Source organism: Variovorax sp. Root411 (assembly GCF_001425205.1).
GTDB lineage: Bacteria > Pseudomonadota > Gammaproteobacteria > Burkholderiales > Burkholderiaceae_C > Variovorax.
On record NZ_LMDW01000001.1, the window covers coordinates 1,032,978 to 1,052,193 of the forward strand.

Annotated in this window: 17 protein-coding genes; 9 read left to right on the forward strand and 8 right to left on the reverse strand. The window is 68.3% G+C overall.

The window, feature by feature from the left end:
• Positions 1 to 20: 20 nt before the first annotated feature.
• Complete coding sequence (locus tag ASC92_RS04815; RefSeq protein WP_056510960.1) at positions 21 to 2,306, forward strand: heavy metal translocating P-type ATPase; 2,286 nt, start codon at positions 21 to 23, stop codon at positions 2,304 to 2,306.
• A gap of 90 nt (positions 2,307 to 2,396) precedes the next feature.
• Positions 2,397 to 3,650 carry a cation:proton antiporter gene (locus ASC92_RS04820; RefSeq protein WP_056510965.1) on the forward strand — a complete coding sequence of 418 codons (1,254 nt, stop codon included), beginning with the start codon at positions 2,397 to 2,399 and terminating at the stop codon, positions 3,648 to 3,650.
• A 7-nt stretch (positions 3,651 to 3,657) separates the two neighbouring features.
• On the opposite strand, the gene ASC92_RS04825 is transcribed toward ASC92_RS04820, so the two are convergent.
• Both ASC92_RS04825 and ASC92_RS04830 read right to left on the reverse strand, forming a co-directional pair.
• Positions 3,658 to 4,986: a heavy metal sensor histidine kinase gene (locus ASC92_RS04825; protein ID WP_056510967.1), complete on the reverse strand. Its 1,329-nt coding sequence runs from the start codon at positions 4,984 to 4,986 to the stop codon at positions 3,658 to 3,660.
• Positions 4,983 to 5,660 carry a heavy metal response regulator transcription factor gene (locus ASC92_RS04830; protein WP_056510970.1) on the reverse strand — a complete coding sequence of 226 codons (678 nt, stop codon included), beginning with the start codon at positions 5,658 to 5,660 and terminating at the stop codon, positions 4,983 to 4,985. The genes ASC92_RS04825 and ASC92_RS04830 overlap by 4 nt, the downstream gene beginning before the upstream one ends.
• A gap of 159 nt (positions 5,661 to 5,819) precedes the next feature.
• Between ASC92_RS04830 and czcI the strand changes: the two genes are divergently transcribed.
• From czcI to ASC92_RS04855, 5 genes are all read left to right on the forward strand, one after another.
• Complete coding sequence (czcI, locus tag ASC92_RS04835) at positions 5,820 to 6,194, forward strand: cation efflux protein, CzcI family (protein WP_056510975.1); 375 nt, start codon at positions 5,820 to 5,822, stop codon at positions 6,192 to 6,194.
• A 95-nt stretch (positions 6,195 to 6,289) separates the two neighbouring features.
• A complete protein-coding gene (locus ASC92_RS04840; RefSeq protein ID WP_056510978.1) occupies positions 6,290 to 7,627 on the forward strand; it encodes a TolC family protein in 1,338 nt (445 codons plus the stop codon).
• A 22-nt stretch (positions 7,628 to 7,649) separates the two neighbouring features.
• A complete protein-coding gene (locus ASC92_RS04845) occupies positions 7,650 to 9,014 on the forward strand; it encodes an efflux RND transporter periplasmic adaptor subunit (RefSeq protein ID WP_056510981.1) in 1,365 nt (454 codons plus the stop codon).
• A gap of 10 nt (positions 9,015 to 9,024) precedes the next feature.
• Positions 9,025 to 12,240: a CusA/CzcA family heavy metal efflux RND transporter gene (locus ASC92_RS04850; protein WP_056510984.1), complete on the forward strand. Its 3,216-nt coding sequence runs from the start codon at positions 9,025 to 9,027 to the stop codon at positions 12,238 to 12,240.
• A 180-nt stretch (positions 12,241 to 12,420) separates the two neighbouring features.
• Positions 12,421 to 13,185 carry an SDR family oxidoreductase gene (locus tag ASC92_RS04855; protein ID WP_056510987.1) on the forward strand — a complete coding sequence of 255 codons (765 nt, stop codon included), beginning with the start codon at positions 12,421 to 12,423 and terminating at the stop codon, positions 13,183 to 13,185.
• 116 nt (positions 13,186 to 13,301) lie between these two features.
• Here the strand turns inward: ASC92_RS04855 and mog are convergent, their stop codons facing one another.
• Complete coding sequence (gene mog / locus ASC92_RS04860) at positions 13,302 to 13,892, reverse strand: molybdopterin adenylyltransferase (protein WP_056510991.1); 591 nt, start codon at positions 13,890 to 13,892, stop codon at positions 13,302 to 13,304.
• 121 nt (positions 13,893 to 14,013) lie between these two features.
• Positions 14,014 to 14,670, reverse strand: coding sequence for a ribosome biogenesis factor YjgA (gene yjgA, locus ASC92_RS04865; protein ID WP_056510995.1), 657 nt, complete (start codon positions 14,668 to 14,670; stop codon positions 14,014 to 14,016).
• Between the two features lie 104 nt (positions 14,671 to 14,774).
• On the opposite strand from yjgA, the gene pmbA reads away from it, so the two are divergent.
• Positions 14,775 to 16,145 (forward strand): metalloprotease PmbA, encoded by a 1,371-nt coding sequence (gene pmbA / locus ASC92_RS04870; RefSeq protein WP_056510998.1) that lies wholly within the window; start codon positions 14,775 to 14,777, stop codon positions 16,143 to 16,145.
• A gap of 27 nt (positions 16,146 to 16,172) precedes the next feature.
• On the opposite strand, the gene ASC92_RS04875 is transcribed toward pmbA, so the two are convergent.
• Positions 16,173 to 17,078, reverse strand: coding sequence for a LysR family transcriptional regulator (locus tag ASC92_RS04875; protein WP_056511001.1), 906 nt, complete (start codon positions 17,076 to 17,078; stop codon positions 16,173 to 16,175).
• Positions 17,079 to 17,179: 101 nt separating this feature from the next.
• On the opposite strand from ASC92_RS04875, the gene ASC92_RS04880 reads away from it, so the two are divergent.
• Entirely contained in the window at positions 17,180 to 17,935 is a 756-nt protein-coding gene (locus ASC92_RS04880) for a sulfite exporter TauE/SafE family protein (RefSeq protein WP_056511004.1), read from the forward strand.
• 6 nt (positions 17,936 to 17,941) lie between these two features.
• Here the strand turns inward: ASC92_RS04880 and ASC92_RS04885 are convergent, their stop codons facing one another.
• The 3 genes from ASC92_RS04885 to rpsU form a co-directional block, all read right to left on the reverse strand.
• The gene (locus ASC92_RS04885) at positions 17,942 to 18,412 is read right to left on the reverse strand and encodes an NUDIX domain-containing protein (protein WP_056511008.1); all 471 of its coding nucleotides are present in this window, start codon (positions 18,410 to 18,412) and stop codon (positions 17,942 to 17,944) included.
• Entirely contained in the window at positions 18,412 to 18,861 is a 450-nt protein-coding gene (locus ASC92_RS04890; RefSeq protein WP_007833692.1) for a GatB/YqeY domain-containing protein, read from the reverse strand. Before ASC92_RS04890 ends, ASC92_RS04885 begins: the two co-directional genes overlap by 1 nt.
• Positions 18,862 to 18,970: 109 nt before the next feature.
• On the reverse strand, positions 18,971 to 19,183 hold the full coding sequence (gene rpsU / locus ASC92_RS04895) for a 30S ribosomal protein S21 (protein ID WP_007833691.1): 213 nt from the start codon (positions 19,181 to 19,183) through the stop codon (positions 18,971 to 18,973).
• Positions 19,184 to 19,216 lie beyond the last annotated feature (33 nt).

Below are 19,216 nucleotides of genomic sequence, written 5' to 3' on the forward strand. Positions count from 1 at the left end.
CAGGGTTTCCAATCGATGCCATGACGAACCAGAACGCCCTGAAGCCGGTGACGCCGGCCCTTCATCCGCACGACCACGATCATGGTCACGACCACGCGCCCGGGCATGCGCATTCCCCTGTCGCAACGTCCTGCTGCGGCAATCCGGTCTGCGGCTCGTCGCCTGCCATCGACCCGGCCGACATTCCCAAGGGCGCCTTGCTCTTTCGCATTCCCACGATGGATTGCGCCGTCGAGGAATCCGAGATCCGCCGCGCGCTCGAGCCGGTCGCGGGGGTCAAGGGTCTGCGCTTCCGGCTCGGCGAACGCACCCTGGCCATCACCACCGACGACGGCGTGCTGCCCGAGGCGCTCGCCGCTATCCGCAAGGCCGGCTTCAAGCCCGAGCCGCTGAACGTAGAGGGTGCCGCTGCAGCCGCGCCCGCGAAGATCGCCGGCATGAGCATCGGGCTTGCACGCCTGGTGGCTGCACTGCTGCTGGCCATCGCGGCCGAATCGATCTCCTTCATGGGGTTCGAGAGCAAGGGCTTCATGGCGGCCGAGATGGTGCTGGCACTGGGCGCGATCGGCCTCGCCGGTCTCGACACCTACAAGAAGGGCTTTGCCGCATTGGTGCGCGGGCGCCTGAACATCAACGCGCTGATGGCTGTGGCCGTCACCGGCGCTTTCATCATCGGCCAGTGGCCCGAAGCCGCGATGGTGATGGCGCTCTATGCGATTGCCGAATTGATCGAAGCGCGCGCCGTGGACCGCGCGCGCAACGCCATCCAGAGCCTGCTGGCGCTCGCGCCCGAGCAGGCCGAGGTGAAGCAGGCCGACGGCAGCTGGCGCACCGTGATGGCCAGCGAGGTGGCGCTGGATGCCATCGCGCGCATCCGCCCCGGCGAGCGCGTGCCGCTGGACGGTGTCGTGACCGAGGGCACGAGCGCCATCGACCAGGCGCCGGTCACCGGCGAGAGCATTCCGGTCGACAAGACCGTCGGCGATCAGGTGTTCGCGGGCACCATCAACCAGACCGCCGGGCTGGAGTTTCGCGTGACGGCGGTGGCGGCCAACACCACCTTGGCGCGCATCATCCACGCGGTCGAGGAGGCGCAGGGTTCGCGCGCGCCGACGCAGCGCTTCGTCGACAGGTTCGCCGCCATCTACACGCCCACCGTCTTCGTGCTGGCGCTGGCTGTCGCGGTGCTCACGCCGCTGTTCATGGACTGGACGTGGATGCAGGCCATCTACAAGGCGCTGGTGCTGCTGGTCATCGCCTGCCCGTGCGCGCTGGTGATCTCGACGCCCGTCACCGTGGTGAGCGCGCTGGCCGCGGCCGCGCGGCGCGGCATTCTCATCAAGGGCGGCACGTACCTCGAAGAGGCGCGCAAGCTCAAGGCGGTTGCGCTCGACAAGACCGGCACCGTCACCGAAGGCAAGCCGAAGCTGGTCGACTCGGTGCTGGTCGACACCTCGGGCAACGAGGCCACGGTGTTCGCCATTGCCGCCAGCATCGCGGGCCGTTCGGACCACCCGGTGTCGAAGGCCATCGCCGAAGGCTTGAAGGGGCCGCAGGACGAAGTCGGCGACTTCACCGCGCTGCCGGGCCGCGGTGTGCAGGCCACGCACGCGGGGCAGGCCTACGTGCTTGGCAACCACCGCCTGATCGAGGAGCGGGGCCTGTGCACGCCGTCGCTCGAAGCCGAGCTGAAGCGCCATGAAGAGGCGGGCCGCACCGTCACGCTGCTGGCCTCGGCCAAGGCCGTGCTCGCGCTGTTCGCCGTGGCCGACACCATCAAGGAATCGTCGCAGGCCGCGGTGGCGGAACTGCGTGCGCTCGGTGTCGTGCCCGTGATGCTCACCGGCGACAACGCAGCCACCGCGAAGACCATCGCCGCGCACGCCGGCATCGACGACGTGCGCGGCAACCTGCTGCCCGAGGAAAAGCTCGAGGCCATCAAGGCCATGCAGCAACGCTACGGCGCCGCCGCGATGACCGGCGACGGCATCAACGACGCCCCCGCGCTCGCGCAGGCCGACATCGGTTTCGCGATGGGCGGGGCCGGCACCGACACCGCGATGGAGGCGGCCGACGTGGTCATCATGAACGACGACCTGCGTCGCATCCCCGAGACCATCCGCCTGTCGCGCCGCGCGCATTCGGTGCTGTGGCAGAACATCACGCTGGCGCTGGGCATCAAGGCCGTGTTCTTCGTGCTCGCGGTGTTCGGCAGCGCGACCATGTGGATGGCGGTGTTTGCCGACATGGGCGCGAGCCTGCTGGTGGTGGCGAACGGGCTGCGTTTGATGCGCGCGCAAAAGTAGCAGCCAACGGCTTCGGCCGGCGCGCCCGAACTCGGCAAAGCGGCTTCGAACTAACATCTGCCGCATCGCCTCCCGGATTCCAGCCCCTCGATGTCCGCCACTTCGCTCCTGCTGCAACTCATCGTCATCCTGACCACCGCGCGCCTGTGCGGATGGATTCTTCGCCACGTGGGACAGCCGGGCGTCGTTGGCGAGATGGCGGCAGGCCTGATGCTCGGGCCGGTCGTCATGGGGGCGCTGTTTCCCTCGCTGCATGCGCAGCTGTTCTCCAAGGAGTCGCTGCAGGGGCTTTCCTCGCTCTCGACGCTGGGGCTGGTGCTGTTCATGTTCGTGGTCGGCCTGGAGCTGCGGGCGTCGCAGGGCGTGCGTGAGCAGCTGCGCTCGGCGGGCTATGTGGGTGTGCTGAGCGTGGTCGTGCCGATGGCGCTGGGCCTCGCGATCGCGCCGGCGCTGCATCCGGCGCTCGCGCCGGCCGGGGTCGGGTTCTGGCCTTTCGCGCTGTTCATTGCGGCGGCGCTGTCGATCACCGCCTTTCCCGTGATGGCGCGCATCCTGAAAGACCGCGGCATGACGCGCACGCCCTTTGGCCAGCTCTCGCTGGGCGCCGCGGCCGTGGTCGACGTGTTCGCGTGGATCCTGCTGGCCGTCGTGGTCGCGCTGGTTGGCGCGGGCGAGGGCTACCGGGGCCTGCTCAAGACCACGCTGGGCATGGCGGTGGTGCTGCTGGCGTTGTTCTTCGGGCTCAAACCGGCCTTCGCACAGCTGCTGCGCGCCAAGGCGCCTGAAGGCGAGCCCTCGACCACAGTGATGGCGGCGCTGATGCTGGGCCTGCTGACGACGGCGCTGGTCACCGAGTGGCTGCACCTGCATGCGGTGTTCGGCGCCTTCCTGTTCGGCGCCTGCCTGCCGCGCGACGATCGGTTGCTGAAGTCGCTCACTGAGCGCATCGAGCCGATCTCCATCGTCGTGCTGATGCCGCTGTTCTTCGCGCTGGCGGGGCTGGGCACCACGGCCAATGCCTTCTCGGGCGCGAGCCTTGGCGCGATGCTGCTGATCGTGGGCGTTGCCACCGTCGGCAAGATCGCCGGCGGCGCGGCCGGCGCGCGCATGGCGGGCTACGGCTGGCGCGACAGCCTGGCCACGGGCTCGCTGATGAATGCGCGCGGGCTGATGGAACTCATCGTGATGAAGATCGGCCTCGACGCGGGGCTCATTGGGCCGGAACTGTTCACGATGCTGCTGGTGATGGCGCTCGTGACTACCGCAATGACGGGGCCGCTGATCAACCTGTTCATCGGCCGCAAGGCGGCGGTCGCGTCGGACGGCGCGCACGCCAAGCCCTGATGGCGGCTCAGCCGTCGCGGCGCACCGTGAAGCCGATGCGCGTCTCGCCGCCCTGGCTCGCCGCGAACACGCGCCCGCCGTGCATGCGCGCGATGGCTTCCACGATGGACAGGCCCAGGCCGTGGTGCCGGGGCGAGCCGTCGCGCGCCGGTGCTGCGCGATAGAAGCGCTCGAACAGGCGAGGCAACGCGGCGGGGTCGATCGGCTCGCCCCGATTGACCACCGCCAAGGTGAATTCGCTGTCGTTATTCTCGCCCCCGATCTCGATGCGGATCGACGAGGCCGGCGCCGCAAAACGGATCGCGTTGCCCAGCAGGTTGAAGAGGGCGCGCCGGACCAGTGCGGCGTCCACGTCGGCCATGGTGTCGCCCTTCACCTCGGCGCGCAGGCCGGCTTCTTCGAGCATGGCGTCGTAGAAGTCGATCACGTCGCCCGCCTGCGCCGCCAGGCTGGCCGCCGCCCGCGTGCGCATCGGCGTGCCGCGTTCGGCCTGCGAGAGAAACAGCATGTCGGTGACGATGCCCGAGAGCCGGCCGATCTCTTCGAGGTTGGACGCGAGCACGGCCTGCAGCTCTTCGTTGCTGCGCGGGCGCGTGAGAGCGAGTTCGGTGGAGCAGATCAGATTGGCGAGCGGGGTGCGCAGCTCGTGCGCCACGTCGGCATTGAAGGATTCGAGCTGCACGTAGGCGCGCTGCACCCGCAGCAGCAGCGCGTTGAACTGGGTGATCCAGGGGCGCAGTTCTTCCGCGAAATCTGCTGCGTCGATGGGCCGGTTGGCCTTGTCGGGCGCCATCGCGGCGGTGCGCCGGGTCAGCGCCACGAGCGGGCGCAGGCCGCGGCGCACCAGCCACATGCCGGTGAGCGAGACCAGTGCCGTGCCCAGCACCACGGCGCCCAGCAGCGTCCACGCCAGGCGCCGCAGCAGTTGCGCTTCCTGCGCCGTGTTCACGCCGATGCGCGCCGACAGCCGCGTGGTGGCGCTGCCTTGCGTCCAGGGCACTTCGACGTCGCGCAGCATCCAGCGTCCGCCGGCCAGGGGCCTGGACTGATAGAGCGGCTTGCCCTCATGCGAGATCGACAGCGTCACGTCGTCATGCATCGAGAAGAAGTCGTCGAGCTTGTGTTGCAGGAAGCCGAGGTCGCCGCCCTTGTCGGCTTCCTGCAGCAGGTGCTGCACCAGCACGGCCTTGCGTTCGAGTTCTTCTTCCTGCTTCTGCCCGAAGTTCCAGGCCGTGACGAGGTAGATGGCGAAGCAGATCGCGCTCAGCCCCAGCAGCGTCTGCGCGGCGAGCCAGAGCGACAACCGGCTCTGCAGCGATTGCGGCCGGGGACTCAAGCCCAGGACCGGTCTTCCAGCACGTAGCCCATGCCGCGCACCGTGTGCAGCAGCTTCGCTTCGAACGGATCGTCGAGCTTGCTGCGCAGGCGCCGGATGGCCACTTCCACCACGTTGGTGTCGCTGTCGAAGTTCATGTCCCACACCTGCTCGGCGAGCGCGGTGCGCGACAGGATCTGGCCGCGCCGGCGCAGCAGCACCAGCAGCAGCGTGAACTCCTTGGCCGTGAGGTCGAGCCGCGTGCGGTTGCGCACGCACTTGCGGCTGACGAGATCGACCTCCAGGTCGGCCAGCCGCAGCACGGTCGATTCCTGCGGCTTGCCGCGGCGCAGCAGCGCCTGCACGCGCGCCAGCAGTTCGGAGAAGGAGAAGGGCTTGACGAGATAGTCGTCCGCGCCCTGCTGCAGCCCCTGCACGCGGTCCTCGACCTTGTCGCGCGCCGTCAGCACCAGCACGGGCACGTTCTTCGTGCGGCGGATGGCCTGCAGCACGGCGAAGCCGTCGATGCCGGGCAGCATCACGTCGAGCAGGACAAGGGCGTAGTCGCCCTCGGTGGCGAGGTACCTCCCCTCGATGCCGTCGCGAGCGATATCCACGACATAGCCGTTCTCCTCGAGTCCCTTTTTCAGGTACTCGCCCAGCTTGGGTTCGTCTTCTATGACAAGGATTCGCATTCACGCATGGTATCGAAGCACTTTCGATACGAGGATTACGATTTGGTAATCCTATTGACAGACAAAACCTTCATCCGGCGTCATACATGGCGCCGGGCCCGCAGGCCGCAAGGCCTTTGCCGGAGCCTGCCGCGCGCCGCCGATATACTTTTTGCTCCCATGCGCCGCTGGCTTCTCATCTTCCTGCTCGTCCTGTTGCCGTTCCAGTTCAGCTGGGCGTCGGCATCGGCGTACTGCCAGCATGAGCGCGACACGCAGCCCGAGCACTGGGGCCATCACGAAAGCGAAACCCGCGGCACCGACCGCAGTCACAGCGGCGAGGGTGCGCAGAAAAACTCCAGCACCCAGCCGAATGCCGTGGTCGGCGACTGCGCGGTCTGCCATTCCGGCAGCGTGCAGCATGCGGAAGCTTCGGCGGAGCCGGTGATGACTGCGGCCCGCGCAGCCCAGGCCCTGCGCGCGATGCCCGCCCAGCGCTTCGCCTCGCACATCTCCGACGTTCCGGTCCGTCCCGACTGGTCTCTCGCCCTCTGATTCGGCGAGAGAACACACCCCTTTTCTGATCCCCACCATCAGCTGAGCTCTCGCCGAATTCGTCCGTCCGTTGTTTCGCAACCCAGGAGAATTCGATGCGCACGCTCTTCGTGCCGCTGGCCGCATTGGCCATGGCGGCGCCCCCGGCTTTTTCGCAGGTCGCACCTGCCGCTGCCGGCTCCCCGTATTCACAGCAACCCGGCGTAGCGGCCCGCATACTGGAGCCCGCAGGCCCGCTGACGTTGGGCAACGCCGTCGCGATGGCGTTGCAGGCCAACCCCGGCCTGTCCGCGGCATCCCGCGAGCAGGACGCCACCGAGGCCGCCATCGTCCAGGCCGGCGCCTGGCCCAACCCCACGCTGGATGCGCAGGTGGAAGACCTGCGCCGCGACAACCGCACCACCACGCTGCAGCTGAGCCAACCGCTCGAACTGGGGGGCAAGCGCGCCGCCCGCGTGACGGCGGCCGAGCGCGCGCGCGACCAGGCCGCCTCTGCGCTGGCCGGCCGCCGCGCCGAGATCCGCGCGGCGACGGTCACCGCCTTCTTCGACGTGCTGACCTCGCAGGAGCGCTTGCGGCTCGCGCAGGATTCCGCCGGACTCGCGCAGACGGCCACTCGCGCGGCGGCCAACCGCGTGGCAGCCGGCAAGGTCTCGCCGCTGGAAGAAACCAGGGCGCGCGTTGCCGAGGCCGGCATCCGCGTCGAGCTGCTGCAGGCGGAGGGCGCGCTGCGCTCGGCGCGCCGGCAGCTGGCCGCGCTGTGGGGCAATCCGAGCCCGCGCTTCACGCAGGTGGATGGCGCGCTCGATCAGCTGCCGGCAATGGTGCCGGCGCAGGAAGTGCAAAGCCGCCTCGGTGCCGCGCCCGTGGTGCGGCAGGCGCGGCTCGAAGTCGAGCGGCGCGAGGCGCTGTCCGAGCTGGAGCAGGCGAAGCGCATTCCCGACGTGACCGTGTCGCTCGGCGCCAAGCGCGTGCCGTCCTCCGATGGCGAGACCGGGGGCGGCCGCCGCAACCAGGTGGTCGTGGGGCTGTCGGTTCCGCTGCCGATCTTCGACACCAACCGCGGCAACGTCGCCGAGGCCCTGAGCCGCGAAGAGAAGGCGCGCGACGACCTTGCCGCTGCCGAGCTGCAATTGGGCACCGACGTCACGCAGGCTTCGGAGCGGCTGCGCTCCGCACGCGCCACCGCGCAGACGCTGCAGCGCGATGCGCTGCCTGGCGCCGAAGCCGCCTACAAGGCCGCGACGAAGGGCTTCGAGCTCGGCAAGTTCAGCTTTCTTGAAGCACTCGATGCGCAGCGCACGCTGTTCCAGGTGCGCGCGCAGTACCTGCTCGCACTGGCGGACGCGCACCGCGCGGCCGGCGAGCTCGACCGGTTGCTCGGCAGCGAAGGCAACGACATCTCTCCCGCGACGGCGCCCATTGCGCGCTGACAAGCAAGGAATTCCAAAGATCATGAACACAGAAGAACGCAAACCTTTCGCTGAAAAAAGCACCGGCAGGAAGCAGTGGATCGCCATCGCGGTCGTCGTGGTGCTGGGCCTTGGCGCGGGCGCGATGATCCTGCGCACCGCACCCGTCAAACCCGAAGCAGCGGGCCATTCGGAGGCCGCGGGGCACGGCGACGGCGAGCACCACGAAGAAGAAGGTCAAGAAGGCCACAAGGAAGCCGGGGCGCAGGCCAAGGACCACGACCACAGCCATGGCGAAGCCTCAGGCCATGCCGACAAGGAGCACCACGAAGAGGACAAGCGGGAAGCCAGCCACGAGCCCGCCGGCCACAAGGAAGACGAAGAGAAGATCGCCTTCACGGACGAGCAGATCAAGGCGGCCGACGTGAGCATCGAGAGCGCCGGCCCCGCGCGCATCAAGACGTCGCTGCAGCTGCCCGGCGAGATCAAGTTCAACGAGGACCGCACGGCCCATGTGGTGCCGCGCGTGGCGGGCGTGGTCGACAGCGTGCCGGCCAACCTGGGGCAGGAAGTGAAGCGCGGCCAAGTGCTCGCGGTGCTGTCGAGCCCGGGGCTCTCGGAGCAACGAAGCGCGCTGCAGTCGGCGCAGCGCCGGCTGGAGTTGGCCCGCACCACCTACGAGCGCGAGAAGAAGCTGTGGGAAGAAAAGATTTCTCCGCAACAAGACTACCTGCAGGCCCAGCAGGCGATGCAGGAGGCGCAGATCGCAGTGGCCAACGCCAACCAGAAGCTGCTGGCGCTCGGCGCCACGCCCGGCTCGTCGGCGCTGGGCCGTTACGAGCTGCGCGCGCCCTTCGACGGCATGGTGGTCGAGAAGCACATCTCGCTCGGCGAGTCGGTGGGAGAGGCCGTCAACGTCTTCACCATCTCCGATCTGTCGAACGTGTGGGCCGAGATCAGCGTGGCCGCCAACAACCTGAACCTGGTGCGCATCGGCGAGCCGGTGACCATCCGCTCGACTTCGTTCGACCAGACGGCCAGCGGCACGGTGTCGTACGTGGGCTCGCTGATCGGCGCGCAGACGCGCACCGCCACCGCGCGCGTCACGCTCACCAACCCGCAGCGCATCTGGCGACCGGGCCTGTTCGTGAATGTCGAGCTCGTGGCCTCGGAGACGGATGCGTCCGTGACCGTCTCGGCCGAAGCGGTGCAGACGGTGGAGGACAAGCCGACCGTGTTCCTCAAGGTGCCCGGCGGCTTCGTGCCGCAGCACGTGCAGACCGGCCGCAGCGACGGCAAGCGCATCGAGATCGTGAGCGGACTGAAGCCCGGCGCGGCCTATGCCGCCAGCGGCAGCTTCGTCGTGAAGTCGCAGCAGGGCAAGAGCTCTGCCACGCACACCCACTGAGGACGCCCGCATGTTCGAACGCATCATTCGCTTCTCCATCGAGCAGCGCTGGCTGATCCTGCTTGCCGTGCTCGGCATGGCCGCACTCGGCATCTTCAGCTACCAGAAGCTGCCCATCGACGCGGTGCCCGACATCACCAACGTGCAGGTGCAGATCAACACTGCCGCGCCCGGCTATTCGCCGCTGGAGACCGAGCAGCGCGTGACCTACCCCATCGAGACGGTCATGGCCGGCCTGCCAGGCCTGCAGCAAACCCGTTCGCTGTCGCGCTACGGCCTGTCGCAGGTGACGGTGATCTTCAAGGACGGCATCGACATCTACTTCGCGCGGCAGCTCGTCAACGAGCGCATCCAGTCGGCGCGGGAAAGCATGCCGAGCGGCATCTCGCCGGTGATCGGGCCGATCTCGACCGGCCTCGGCGAGATCTACCTCTGGACCGTCGAGGCGGAAGAGGGTGCGAAGAAAGCCGACGGCAAGCCGTACTCGCCCACCGACCTGCGCGAGATCCAGGACTGGATCATCAAGCCGCAGCTGCGCAACGTGGCTGGCGTGACCGAGATCAACTCCATCGGCGGCTACGCCAAGGAGTTCCAGATCGCGCCCGACCCCGCCAAGCTGCTGGCCCACGGCCTCACGATGACCGAGCTGGTCACCGCGCTGGAACGCAACAACGCCAACGTGGGCGCGGGCTACATCGAGAAGCGCGGCGAGCAGTACCTGATCCGTGCGCCGGGCCAGGTGAAGTCGGTGGAAGACATCGGCAACGTCATCCTCGGCAACGCCAACGGCAATCCGCTGCGCGTGCAGGACGTGGCCGAGGTCGGCATCGGCAAGGAGCTGCGCACGGGTGCCGCCACCGACAACGGCCGCGAAGTGGTGCTGGGCACCGTGTTCATGCTGATCGGCGAGAACAGCCGCACCGTGTCGCAGGCCGTCGACAAGAAGATGCAGCAGATCAACCGCACGCTGCCCGCCGGCGTGAAGGCGGTGACGGTGTACGACCGCACCGTGCTGGTCGACAAGGCCATCGCCACGGTGAAGAAGAACCTGTTCGAGGGCGCGGTGCTGGTCATCGCGATCCTGTTCCTGTTCCTCGGCAACATCCGCGCGGCGCTGATCACGGCACTCGTGATTCCGCTGTCGATGCTCTTCACCTTCACCGGCATGGTGAACCAGAAGGTCAGTGCCAACCTCATGAGCCTGGGCGCGCTGGACTTCGGCATCATCATCGACGGCGCGGTGGTGATCGTGGAGAACTGCGTGCGGCGGCTGGCCCATGCGCAGGCGCACAAGGGTCGTCCGCTGACGCGCATCGAGCGCTTCCATGAAGTGTTCGCGGCCTCGCAGGGGGCGCGGCGGCCCCTGCTGTTCGGCCAGTTGATCATCATGATCGTGTACCTGCCCATCTTTGCGCTCACGGGGGTCGAGGGCAAGCTGTTCCACCCGATGGCCTTCACCGTGGTGATCGCGCTGCTGGGCGCGATGATCCTGTCGATCACCTTCATTCCCGCGGCCGTGGCGCTGTTCATCGGCAACAAGGTCAGCGAGAAAGAGAATCGCCTGATGGTGTGGGCCAAGCGCGGCTACGAGCCGCTGCTCGCGCGCGTCATGTCGGCCAAGCCGTTGGTCATCACGCTGGCCGCGGTGGCGGTGGTGCTGTCGGGCCTGCTGGCGACGCGACTGGGCACCGAGTTCGTGCCGAGCCTGAGCGAGGGCGATTTCGCGATCCAGGCGCTGCGCATCCCGGGCACCAGCCTTACGCAGTCGGTCGAGATGCAGAAGCAGCTCGAACGTACGCTGAAGGCGAAGTTTCCGGAAATCGAGCGCGTGTTCGCGCGCACGGGCACGGCCGAGATTGCATCGGACCCGATGCCGCCGAACATCTCCGACGGCTATATCATGCTCAAGCCCGAGAGCGAGTGGCCCAAGCCGAAGCGCACGCGCGAAGAACTGCTGGCCGCCGTGCAGGAAGAGGTGGAGAAGCTGCCGGGCAACAACTACGAGTTCTCGCAGCCGATCCAGCTGCGCTTCAACGAACTGATCTCCGGCGTGCGCAGCGACGTGGCCGTGAAGATCTTCGGCGACGACATGGACGTGCTGAACAAGACGGCGGCCGAGGTGTCGGGCGTACTGGGCAAGATCGCCGGCGCGGCCGAGGTGAAGGTGGAGCAGACCACCGGCCTGCCGATGCTCACGGTGAACATCGACCGCAACAAGACCGCGCGCTACGGCCTCAACGTGGGCGACGTGCAGGACGCGATCTCGGCCGCGGTCGGCGGGCGCGAGGCCGGCACGCTGTTCGACGGCGACCGGCGCTTCGACATCATCGTGCGCCTGCCCGAGAACCTGCGCACCGACCTCGAGGCCATCAAGCGCCTGCCCGTTGCATTGCCCAGGGGCGCGGGCGCCGAAGGCACGCGCACCAGCTTCATCCCGCTGGGCGAGGTGGCCACGCTCGACATCGCGCCCGGCCCCAACCAGGTGAGCCGCGAGGACGGCAAGCGCCGCATCGTGGTGAGCGCCAACGTGCGTGGCCGCGACCTGGGTTCCTTCGTGGCAGAGGCCGAGGAGGCGATGCGCAAGGTGGCCATCCCGGCCGGCTACTGGACCGCATGGGGCGGCCAGTACGAGAACCTCGCCTCGGCCACCGAACGGCTGCAGGTGGTGGTGCCGGTGTCGCTGCTGCTGGTGTTCACGCTGCTGTTCGCGATGTTCGGCAACCTGAAGGACGGCCTGCTGGTGTTCACCGGCATTCCGTTCGCGCTCACGGGCGGCATCGTGGCGCTGTGGTTGCGCGGCATTCCGCTGTCGATCTCGGCGGCGGTAGGCTTCATCGCGCTGTCGGGCGTGGCGGTGCTCAACGGGCTGGTGATGATCTCGTTCATCCGCAACCTGCGCGAGGGCGGGCTGCCGCTGGACGCCGCGATCCGCGAAGGCGCGCTCACGCGGCTGCGGCCGGTGCTGATGACGGCGCTGGTCGCTTCACTGGGTTTCGTGCCGATGGCCATCGCCACGGGCACCGGCGCCGAGGTGCAGCGGCCGCTGGCCACGGTGGTGATCGGCGGCATCCTGTCGTCGACCGCGCTGACGCTGCTGGTGCTTCCGCTGCTCTACCGCAGCGCGCACCGGCGGGAGGAGGACGATGCGTTGGAAGACGCCCGTGAACGGCATCACGGCGCGCGACTGGATCCTTCGCAGGGCGTGACGATCCACCACGGCACATGAGCGTCGGCAGGCGGCCGGGCGCCATGGTTTCGGGCCGGCAATGACGGCTGCCTCGCTCGGCAGTGCTGCCGATTCCGGGAAATTTCGATCCCGGCGTCACAAACGCCCCCCGCTGGACGTCTTCCTCGCATGGACGCCCACGGGGGGCGTTCCTTTGACTCCCTTTACGAGGAATCGACCATGAAGATCGTCATCATCGGAGGCTCAGGCCTCATCGGCTCCAGGCTCGCCGCCCGGCTGCGCCAGGCCGGCCAGGAGGTTGTCGCGGCCTCGCCTTCCACGGGCGTCAATACGCTCACCGGCGAAGGCCTTGAAGACGCGCTGGCCGGCGCCCAGGTCGTCGTCGACGTGGCGAATTCGCCTTCATTCGAAGACGCAGCGGCGCTCCATTTCTTCGACACGGCAGGGCGCAACCTGCTGGCGGCGGCCGCGCAGGCTGGCGTCGCGCATTTCGTCGCGCTGTCGGTGGTCGGCACCGATCGCCTGCTGGCCAGCGGCTATTTCCGCGCCAAGCAACGGCAGGAAGAACTGATTGAGGCCTCCCCGGTGCCCTGGACCATCGTGCAGGCCACGCAGTTCTTCGAATTCGTGGCCGGCATTGCCGACGGGAGCATGCGCGATGGCGAGGTCCGGCTCTCGAACGCGCTGATCCAGCCGATGGCAGCGGACGACGTCGCGGCCGCGCTCGCAGTGGTGGTGGGCGAGCCGCCCGCGCGGGGCCGGATCGAGATCGCGGGGCCGGAGGCTCTGCCGCTGGATGTGCTGGTGCGCCGCCTGTTCGCGGCGACCGGCGATGAGCGTCCGGTTGTCACCGATGCCCAGGCGAGCTATTTCGGCGTGCAACTCGATGACCGCTCGCTGACACCCGGCACCACGCCGCGGCTCGGGGCGACCCGCTTCGAGGAGTGGCTCGCGCAGCGCGCGCGGGCCGGAAAGACACCATGACCCGATTCCGGAAGACCTGCATTTCCCTCGGCCTCGCATTCGGCGCGTTCACCGCGATGCCCGTGCTGGCGGCGCGCCGTTGCTGACGCTGGTCAAGTAACCAGCGGGCAAGGCGCTCAGCGCGCCGGGCGAACGGCCGACTTCGGCCTGAACGCCTTGCAGACCGAATCGTCCGTCTCGAGGTACGGCCCGCCGATCAGGTCGATGCAGTAGGGCACTGCTGCAAAGATGCCGGGTACGACCTGCACGCCTTCGGTGTCCTTGAGTCCTTCGAGCGTCTCCGCGATCGACTTTGGCTGCCCCGGCAGGTTGATGATCAGGCTCTTGCCGCGGATCACCGCCACCTGCCGCGACAGGATCGCGGTCGGCACGAAGCGCAGGCTGATCTGGCGCATCTGTTCGCCGAAGCCGGGCATTTCCTTGTGGGCCACGGCCAGCGTGGCCTCGGGTGTCACGTCGCGCAGGGCAGGGCCGGTGCCGCCGGTGGTCAGCACCAGCGAGCAGCCGGCGTCGACCAGTTCGATCAGCGTGGCGCTGATTTGCGCCGCCTCGTCCGGGATCAGCCGGGGCTCGAATTCGATGGGGTTCTTCAGCGCCCGGCCGAGCCACTCCTTCAGCGAAGGCAGGCCCTTGTCTTCGTAGGTGCCGCTGGAGGCGCGGTCGCTGACCGAGACGATGCCGATGCGAACAGAGTCAGGTGCGCTCATGGTGTTGCTCCTTCCCCTTCCGGGGGAAGGTTGGGATGGGGGCAGGCAGAGCGCTCGATGGATACGCCGCTTGCCCCCACCCCGGCCCTCCCCCGGGAGGGGAGGGAGAAAGACAAGGGGCTCATGCGTCGTCTTCCCGGTCTTGCGCGGCGGCAGCCGCCGCATGGTCCGCGCCTCCGTGCACGGCCAGTTGCGCGCGCACGAGCTGAAAGATTTCGCGATAGGCCTTGCCCTGGCGCGGCGCCTCGCCGGCCGGGCCGGACTTCATGTCCTTGCGGGCCTGGCGCACCAGTGCGCGCAGCTGTTGCGAGTCGGTGGCGGGGTGGGTTTCGATCCAGCCGCCCAGGGCGTCGTCGTCGGCAATCAGCCAGTCGCGCCAGCGTTCGGCCTCGTGCAGGGCGGCGGTTTCGGCGGCCGGCACGCTGTTCTGCTCGGTCAGGGCGAGCTTCACGGCCTCGAGCACTTCGGGCTCGAGCTTGCGCATGAGCTTGCCGATGAACTGCATCTGGCGGCGCTTGCCCTCGAAATTGGTGATGCGCCTGGCCTCGGCGATGGCGTCGACCAGTTTCTCGTCGAGCTGGAGCGCATCGAACAGGCCGGCGCGCAGCGTGAGCAGCTCGGTGCCGAGCTTCTGCAGTTCGTCGCTTTCGCGCTTGAGATCGGTGCGGCTGGCTTCGTCGGAGCCCTTGAGCTCGCGCTTGAGCTCGAGGTCGAGTTCGCTGCCCTCGGCAACGAACTGGCCACGGACGAAATAGCCTTTTTTGGGTTTGCGGGACATGAGGTGGATTCTGGGCCGCACCGTGCGGCGTTGCAACGCGTGCAATGCGCAGTGGGAAGCTGGGGAAAACGGGAAATGGGGGGCGCAAGTATCATAGCCACCACATGACGACATCCTCCTCGCGCGCCGATTCCGGCTTCGCCTACAGCCGCTCCTTCTTCGAAAACCTGGTCGACTCGGCCTTGGCCCATGCCAAGAAGCTCGGCGCCACCGACGCCGGGGCCGAGGCCTCAGAGGGCTGCGGCCTGAGCGTCTCGGTACGCAAGGGCGAGCTGGAAAACGTCGAGCGCAACCGCGACAAGTCGCTGGGCATCACGGTCTACGTGGGCCACCGCCGCGGCAACGCCAGCACCTCCGACTTCTCCGAAGCCGCCATCGAGCAGACCGTGCAGGCGGCCTACGACATCGCCCGCTTCACGGCCGAAGACCCCGTCAGCGGCCTGCCGGACGAAGAAGACATCGCCAAGGTGCACCCCGAACTCGACCTGTTCCATCCCTGGGACGTGACGAGCGAGCAGGCCGCCAAGCTGGCGCTGGAATGCGAAGAGGCGGCCCTGACGACCGACAAGCGCATCACCAACAGCGAAGGCGCGGGCGTCTCGGCGCAGCAGAGCCACTTCTTCAGCGCCCACACGCACGGCTTTCGCGGCGGCTATGCCAGCTCGCGGCACTCGATCTCGGTGGCACCCATCGCCGGCAAGGGCGACGACATGCAGCGCGACGCCTGGTACAGCTCCATGCGCTCGGCCGGCGAACTGGCCAGCCCGAAGGCCGTGGGCCGCTACGCCGCCGAGCGGGCGCTGAGCCGGCTGAAGTCGCGCAAGATCAAGACCACCGAATGCCCGGTGCTGTTCGAGTCGCCGCTGGCCGTGGGCCTGCTGGGTGGGCTGGTGCAGGCCGTGAGCGGCGGTGCGCTGTACCGCAAGAGCAGCTTCCTGCTCGACTCGCTGGGCAAGCCCGTGCTGCCCAAGCACGTCGATGTGGCCGAAGATCCGCACGTCATGCGCGGCAAGGGCAGCTCGCCCTTCGACGACGAAGGCGTGACCACGCGGGCGCGCAAGGTGGTCGATGCTGGCCGCCTCGAAGGCTACTTTCTCTCGACCTACTCGGCCCGCAAGCTGGGCATGAAGACCACCGGCAACGCCGGCGGTTCGCACAACCTGACGCTGAGCTCGCGCCTCACCAAGCACACCGACGACCTCGACGCCATGCTGGCCAAGCTCGGCACCGGCCTCTTTGTCATCGAGCTGATGGGCCAGGGCGTGAACTACGTGACCGGCGACTACTCGCGCGGTGCCAGCGGCTTCTGGGTCGAGAAGGGCCGCATCGCCTTCCCGGTGCAGGAGATCACCATCGCCGGCAACCTGAAGGACATGCTCATGGGCATCGAGGCCATCGGAGCCGATGCCTATACCTTCGGCGCCAAGACCACGGGGTCGGTCCTGGTGAACCGCATGAAGATCGCGGGCAGCTGAGCCCCAAGGCGGGCGCCTGCCCGCCGATCACTTCTTCGCATGTTCTTCCGGCGGCGCGATCAGGTGCTCGAGCATGCGCCGCGCATTGAGCGGCAGGTCTTCCGACGAGCGCACGCAAGCCATCAGCGTGCGTTCCGCCCAGGCGTCGGAGAGCGAGGCGCGTGCAATCTTCATCGAACGCGCGCAGCGTTCGGCCGCGGTCTGCGGCACGATGCCGACGCCGATGCCGTACTCGACCATGCGGCACACGGCCTCGAAGTTGCGCACGCGCACCCGGTAGGCCAGGTGCTTGCCGAGCGCGCGCACATGCTGGGTGATGAGCTGCTGCAGCGCACTGTTCGCAGGCAGGCCCACGAATTCGCTGTCGACCACGTCGGCCAGCCGCAGGCGCCGGCGTCCGGCCAGGGCGTGGCCGCGCGGCATCACGAGCACGAGGTCGTCGCGGCGAAAGGGATGGCATTCGAGCCCTTCGCTGTCGATAGCGTCCGAGACGATGCCGATGTCGCACAGGCCGCCGCGCAGCGCTTCCACCGTGTCCGGGCTGGCGCGCTCCTCGAGGTCGACCGAGATGCGCGGATGCTCGGCGAGAAAGCGGCTCAGTACCTCGGGCAGGTGCTCGGTCAGCGCCGAGGTGCCGCACATGAAGCGCACGTGGCCCTTGAGGCCCTGGCCGTATTCGCCGAGTTCGCCGCGCAGGCGCTCCATCTGCTGCAGCACGACGCGCGCGTGGTGCAGCAGCGTGCGGCCGGCTTCGGTGGCGCGCACGCCCTGTGCGTGGCGCGTGAGCAGCGGGCTGCCGAGGGCGTCTTCCATGCCGCGCACACGCTGGCTCGCGGAGGCCAGCGTCATGTGCGAGCGCCCGGCGCCGCCGGTGAGGCTGCCGGCTTCGACGACGTTGAGAAAGAGCCGGAGGTCGGTGAGGTCGAATCGCATGGTTCGGCGGAGTGTGCATCAAGAGCCTCAGCCGCAGCCTGAGGCCGGCTCTGCGAACACCGCATTTCCCGGCGCGGCATTGCCCGGCAGACTCGGCCGCGATGATGCATTCGAACGACTTGACGAGCTTCTGGATTGCCGCAGCGGCCGTCTTCCTGCTGGCCGGGGTGATCAAGGGCGTGATCGGGCTGGGGCTGCCCACGGTGTCGATGGCGCTGCTCGCCCTGTGGATGCCGCCGGTGCAGGCGGCGGCACTGCTGATCGTGCCGTCGCTGGTCACCAACGTCTGGCAGACCGGGCCGCGCGCGAGCTTCGTGCCGGTGCTCAAGCGCATCGGCGGCATGCAGGCGGGGATCGTCGTCGGCACGCTGGGTAGTGCGCTGTGGCTGGGCGTGCCGTCGGGGGCGTGGGCGACGGGGGCGCTTGGCGTGGCGCTGGTGCTCTATGCGGGCTGGGGGCTGACGGGGCGGCAGCTGTACGTGGCCGAGGGGCAGACGCGCTGGCTGGGGCCGTTGGTGGGCATCGCCACGGGGCTGGTGACGGCCGTGACCGGCGTGTTCGTGGTGCCGGCGGTGCCGTACCTGCAGGCGCTGGGGTTCCGGCGCGATTCGCTGATCCAGGCGATGGGCATTTCGTTCACCACCTCGACGGTGGTGCTGGCCATAGGGCTGGCCGGAAATGGGAGCTATCCGGTGTCGGTGGTGGGTGGGTCGATCGCGATGCTGGTGCCGGCCATCGGCGGCATGGTGCTCGGGACCTGGCTGCGGCAGCGGCTCTCGGTGGCGGTGTTCCGGCGCTGCTTCCTGGTGGGGCTGGCGCTGCTGGGCGTGTACATGGCCACGCGCGCCGCGGGCTGAAAAGCCTCAGGCCGCGAGCAGCAGGGCCGTGCGCACGCGCTCGATGGTCTGTCGGTAGGGCAGGGCGAAGTCGTCGATGGCATCGCCGGGTTCGAGCCAGCTGAACAGGAAGACGAGGCCTTCTTCTTCGGGACTGCCGGTGGCGGTGTGCATGAAGGTCTCGGGCAGCCTGCCCTCGGCGCGCATCAGGAACAGGTGCCACAGCTGCGGATGGCGGTGCGTGTTGCCCTCGACGCCGGCCTCGCATTCGCGGTCGAGCGTGCCGAGCGATTGCAGCGCGCCGGCGTAGTCGATGCCCGATTCTTCGAGCAGCTCGCGGCGCACCGCGGCCTCTGGCGATTCCCCGGGCTCGATGGTGCCCTTGGGGAGCTGCATGTTGCCATCCTCGGGATGGCGGAACACCAGCAGCCGGCCCTGCGCGTCGACCAGGCAGGCACAGGCCTTGAGGATCGGGGCGCGGGGGCTGCCGGTGCTCATCAGGCGCCTGTCAGGGCCGCTTTGACGGCAGCGCTGACCTGGCCCATGTCGGCCTTGCCGGCGAGGCGGGTCTTGACCACGCCCATCACCTTGCCCATGTCGCCGGGGCCGCTGGCGCCCAGTTCGGCCACGATGGCCTTCACTGCGGCCACCGTTTCATCGGCGCTCATGCGCTGGGGCAGGTAGACCTCGAGCACCTTGATCTCGGCGGCTTCCTTGTCGGCCAGGTCGATGCGGCCGCCGGTGGTGAAGGCGGCGATCGAGTCCTTGCGCTGCTTGACCATCTTGTCGACGATGGCGACGACCATGGCGTCGTCGAGCTCCACGCGCTCGTCGACTTCCTTCTGCTTCAAGGCCGCGAGCAGCAGGCGGATGGTGGCGAGGCGCTCGGAGTCCTTGGCGCGCATCGCCGTCTTCATGTCTTCGGTGATCTGTTCTTTGAGAGTCATTCGACAACCTTTCGGAAAAAACAAAAGCCGCGGCAGGTTTCCCTGGCGCGGCTGAGGCAACTGGGCGACGGCGCCGACTTTCGTCGAGGCCTGCCGCCCGGGGCGTTGCTTAGTACAGCTTCTTGGGCAGCTGCATGCTGCGCACGCGCTTGTAGTGGCGCTTGACCGCGGCGGCCTTCTTGCGCTTGCGCTCGGCGGTCGGCTTTTCGTAGAACTCGCGGGCGCGCAGGTCGGTCAGCAGGCCGAGCTTTTCGATGGTGCGCTTGAAACGGCGAAGTGCGACGTCGAAGGGCTCGTTTTCTTTAACGCGGATGGTGGTCATTGATGAATCGTTGAACTGAAGTTGGCTCGGGGA

Bases quoted from the DNA above. Each gene is read 5' to 3' on its own strand.
- ASC92_RS04875 (WP_056511001.1), bottom strand. From the start codon at position 17,078: ATGCGATTCGACCTCACCGACCTCCGGCTCTTTCTCAACGTCGTCGAA.
- ASC92_RS04880 (WP_056511004.1), top strand. From the start codon at position 17,180: ATGATGCATTCGAACGACTTGACGAGCTTCTGGATTGCCGCAGCGGCC.
- rpsU (WP_007833691.1), bottom strand. From the start codon at position 19,183: ATGACCACCATCCGCGTTAAAGAAAACGAGCCCTTCGACGTCGCACTT.
- ASC92_RS04850 (WP_056510984.1), top strand. From the start codon at position 9,025: ATGTTCGAACGCATCATTCGCTTCTCCATCGAGCAGCGCTGGCTGATC.
- ASC92_RS04820 (WP_056510965.1), top strand. From the start codon at position 2,397: ATGTCCGCCACTTCGCTCCTGCTGCAACTCATCGTCATCCTGACCACC.
- mog (WP_056510991.1), bottom strand. From the start codon at position 13,892: ATGAGCGCACCTGACTCTGTTCGCATCGGCATCGTCTCGGTCAGCGAC.
- ASC92_RS04840 (WP_056510978.1), top strand. From the start codon at position 6,290: ATGCGCACGCTCTTCGTGCCGCTGGCCGCATTGGCCATGGCGGCGCCC.
- ASC92_RS04890 (WP_007833692.1), bottom strand. From the start codon at position 18,861: ATGACTCTCAAAGAACAGATCACCGAAGACATGAAGACGGCGATGCGC.
- ASC92_RS04830 (WP_056510970.1), bottom strand. From the start codon at position 5,660: ATGCGAATCCTTGTCATAGAAGACGAACCCAAGCTGGGCGAGTACCTG.
- czcI (WP_056510975.1), top strand. From the start codon at position 5,820: ATGCGCCGCTGGCTTCTCATCTTCCTGCTCGTCCTGTTGCCGTTCCAG.
- ASC92_RS04845 (WP_056510981.1), top strand. From the start codon at position 7,650: ATGAACACAGAAGAACGCAAACCTTTCGCTGAAAAAAGCACCGGCAGG.
- pmbA (WP_056510998.1), top strand. From the start codon at position 14,775: ATGACGACATCCTCCTCGCGCGCCGATTCCGGCTTCGCCTACAGCCGC.
- ASC92_RS04855 (WP_056510987.1), top strand. From the start codon at position 12,421: ATGAAGATCGTCATCATCGGAGGCTCAGGCCTCATCGGCTCCAGGCTC.
- ASC92_RS04885 (WP_056511008.1), bottom strand. From the start codon at position 18,412: ATGAGCACCGGCAGCCCCCGCGCCCCGATCCTCAAGGCCTGTGCCTGC.
- yjgA (WP_056510995.1), bottom strand. From the start codon at position 14,670: ATGTCCCGCAAACCCAAAAAAGGCTATTTCGTCCGTGGCCAGTTCGTT.
- ASC92_RS04815 (WP_056510960.1), top strand. From the start codon at position 21: ATGACGAACCAGAACGCCCTGAAGCCGGTGACGCCGGCCCTTCATCCG.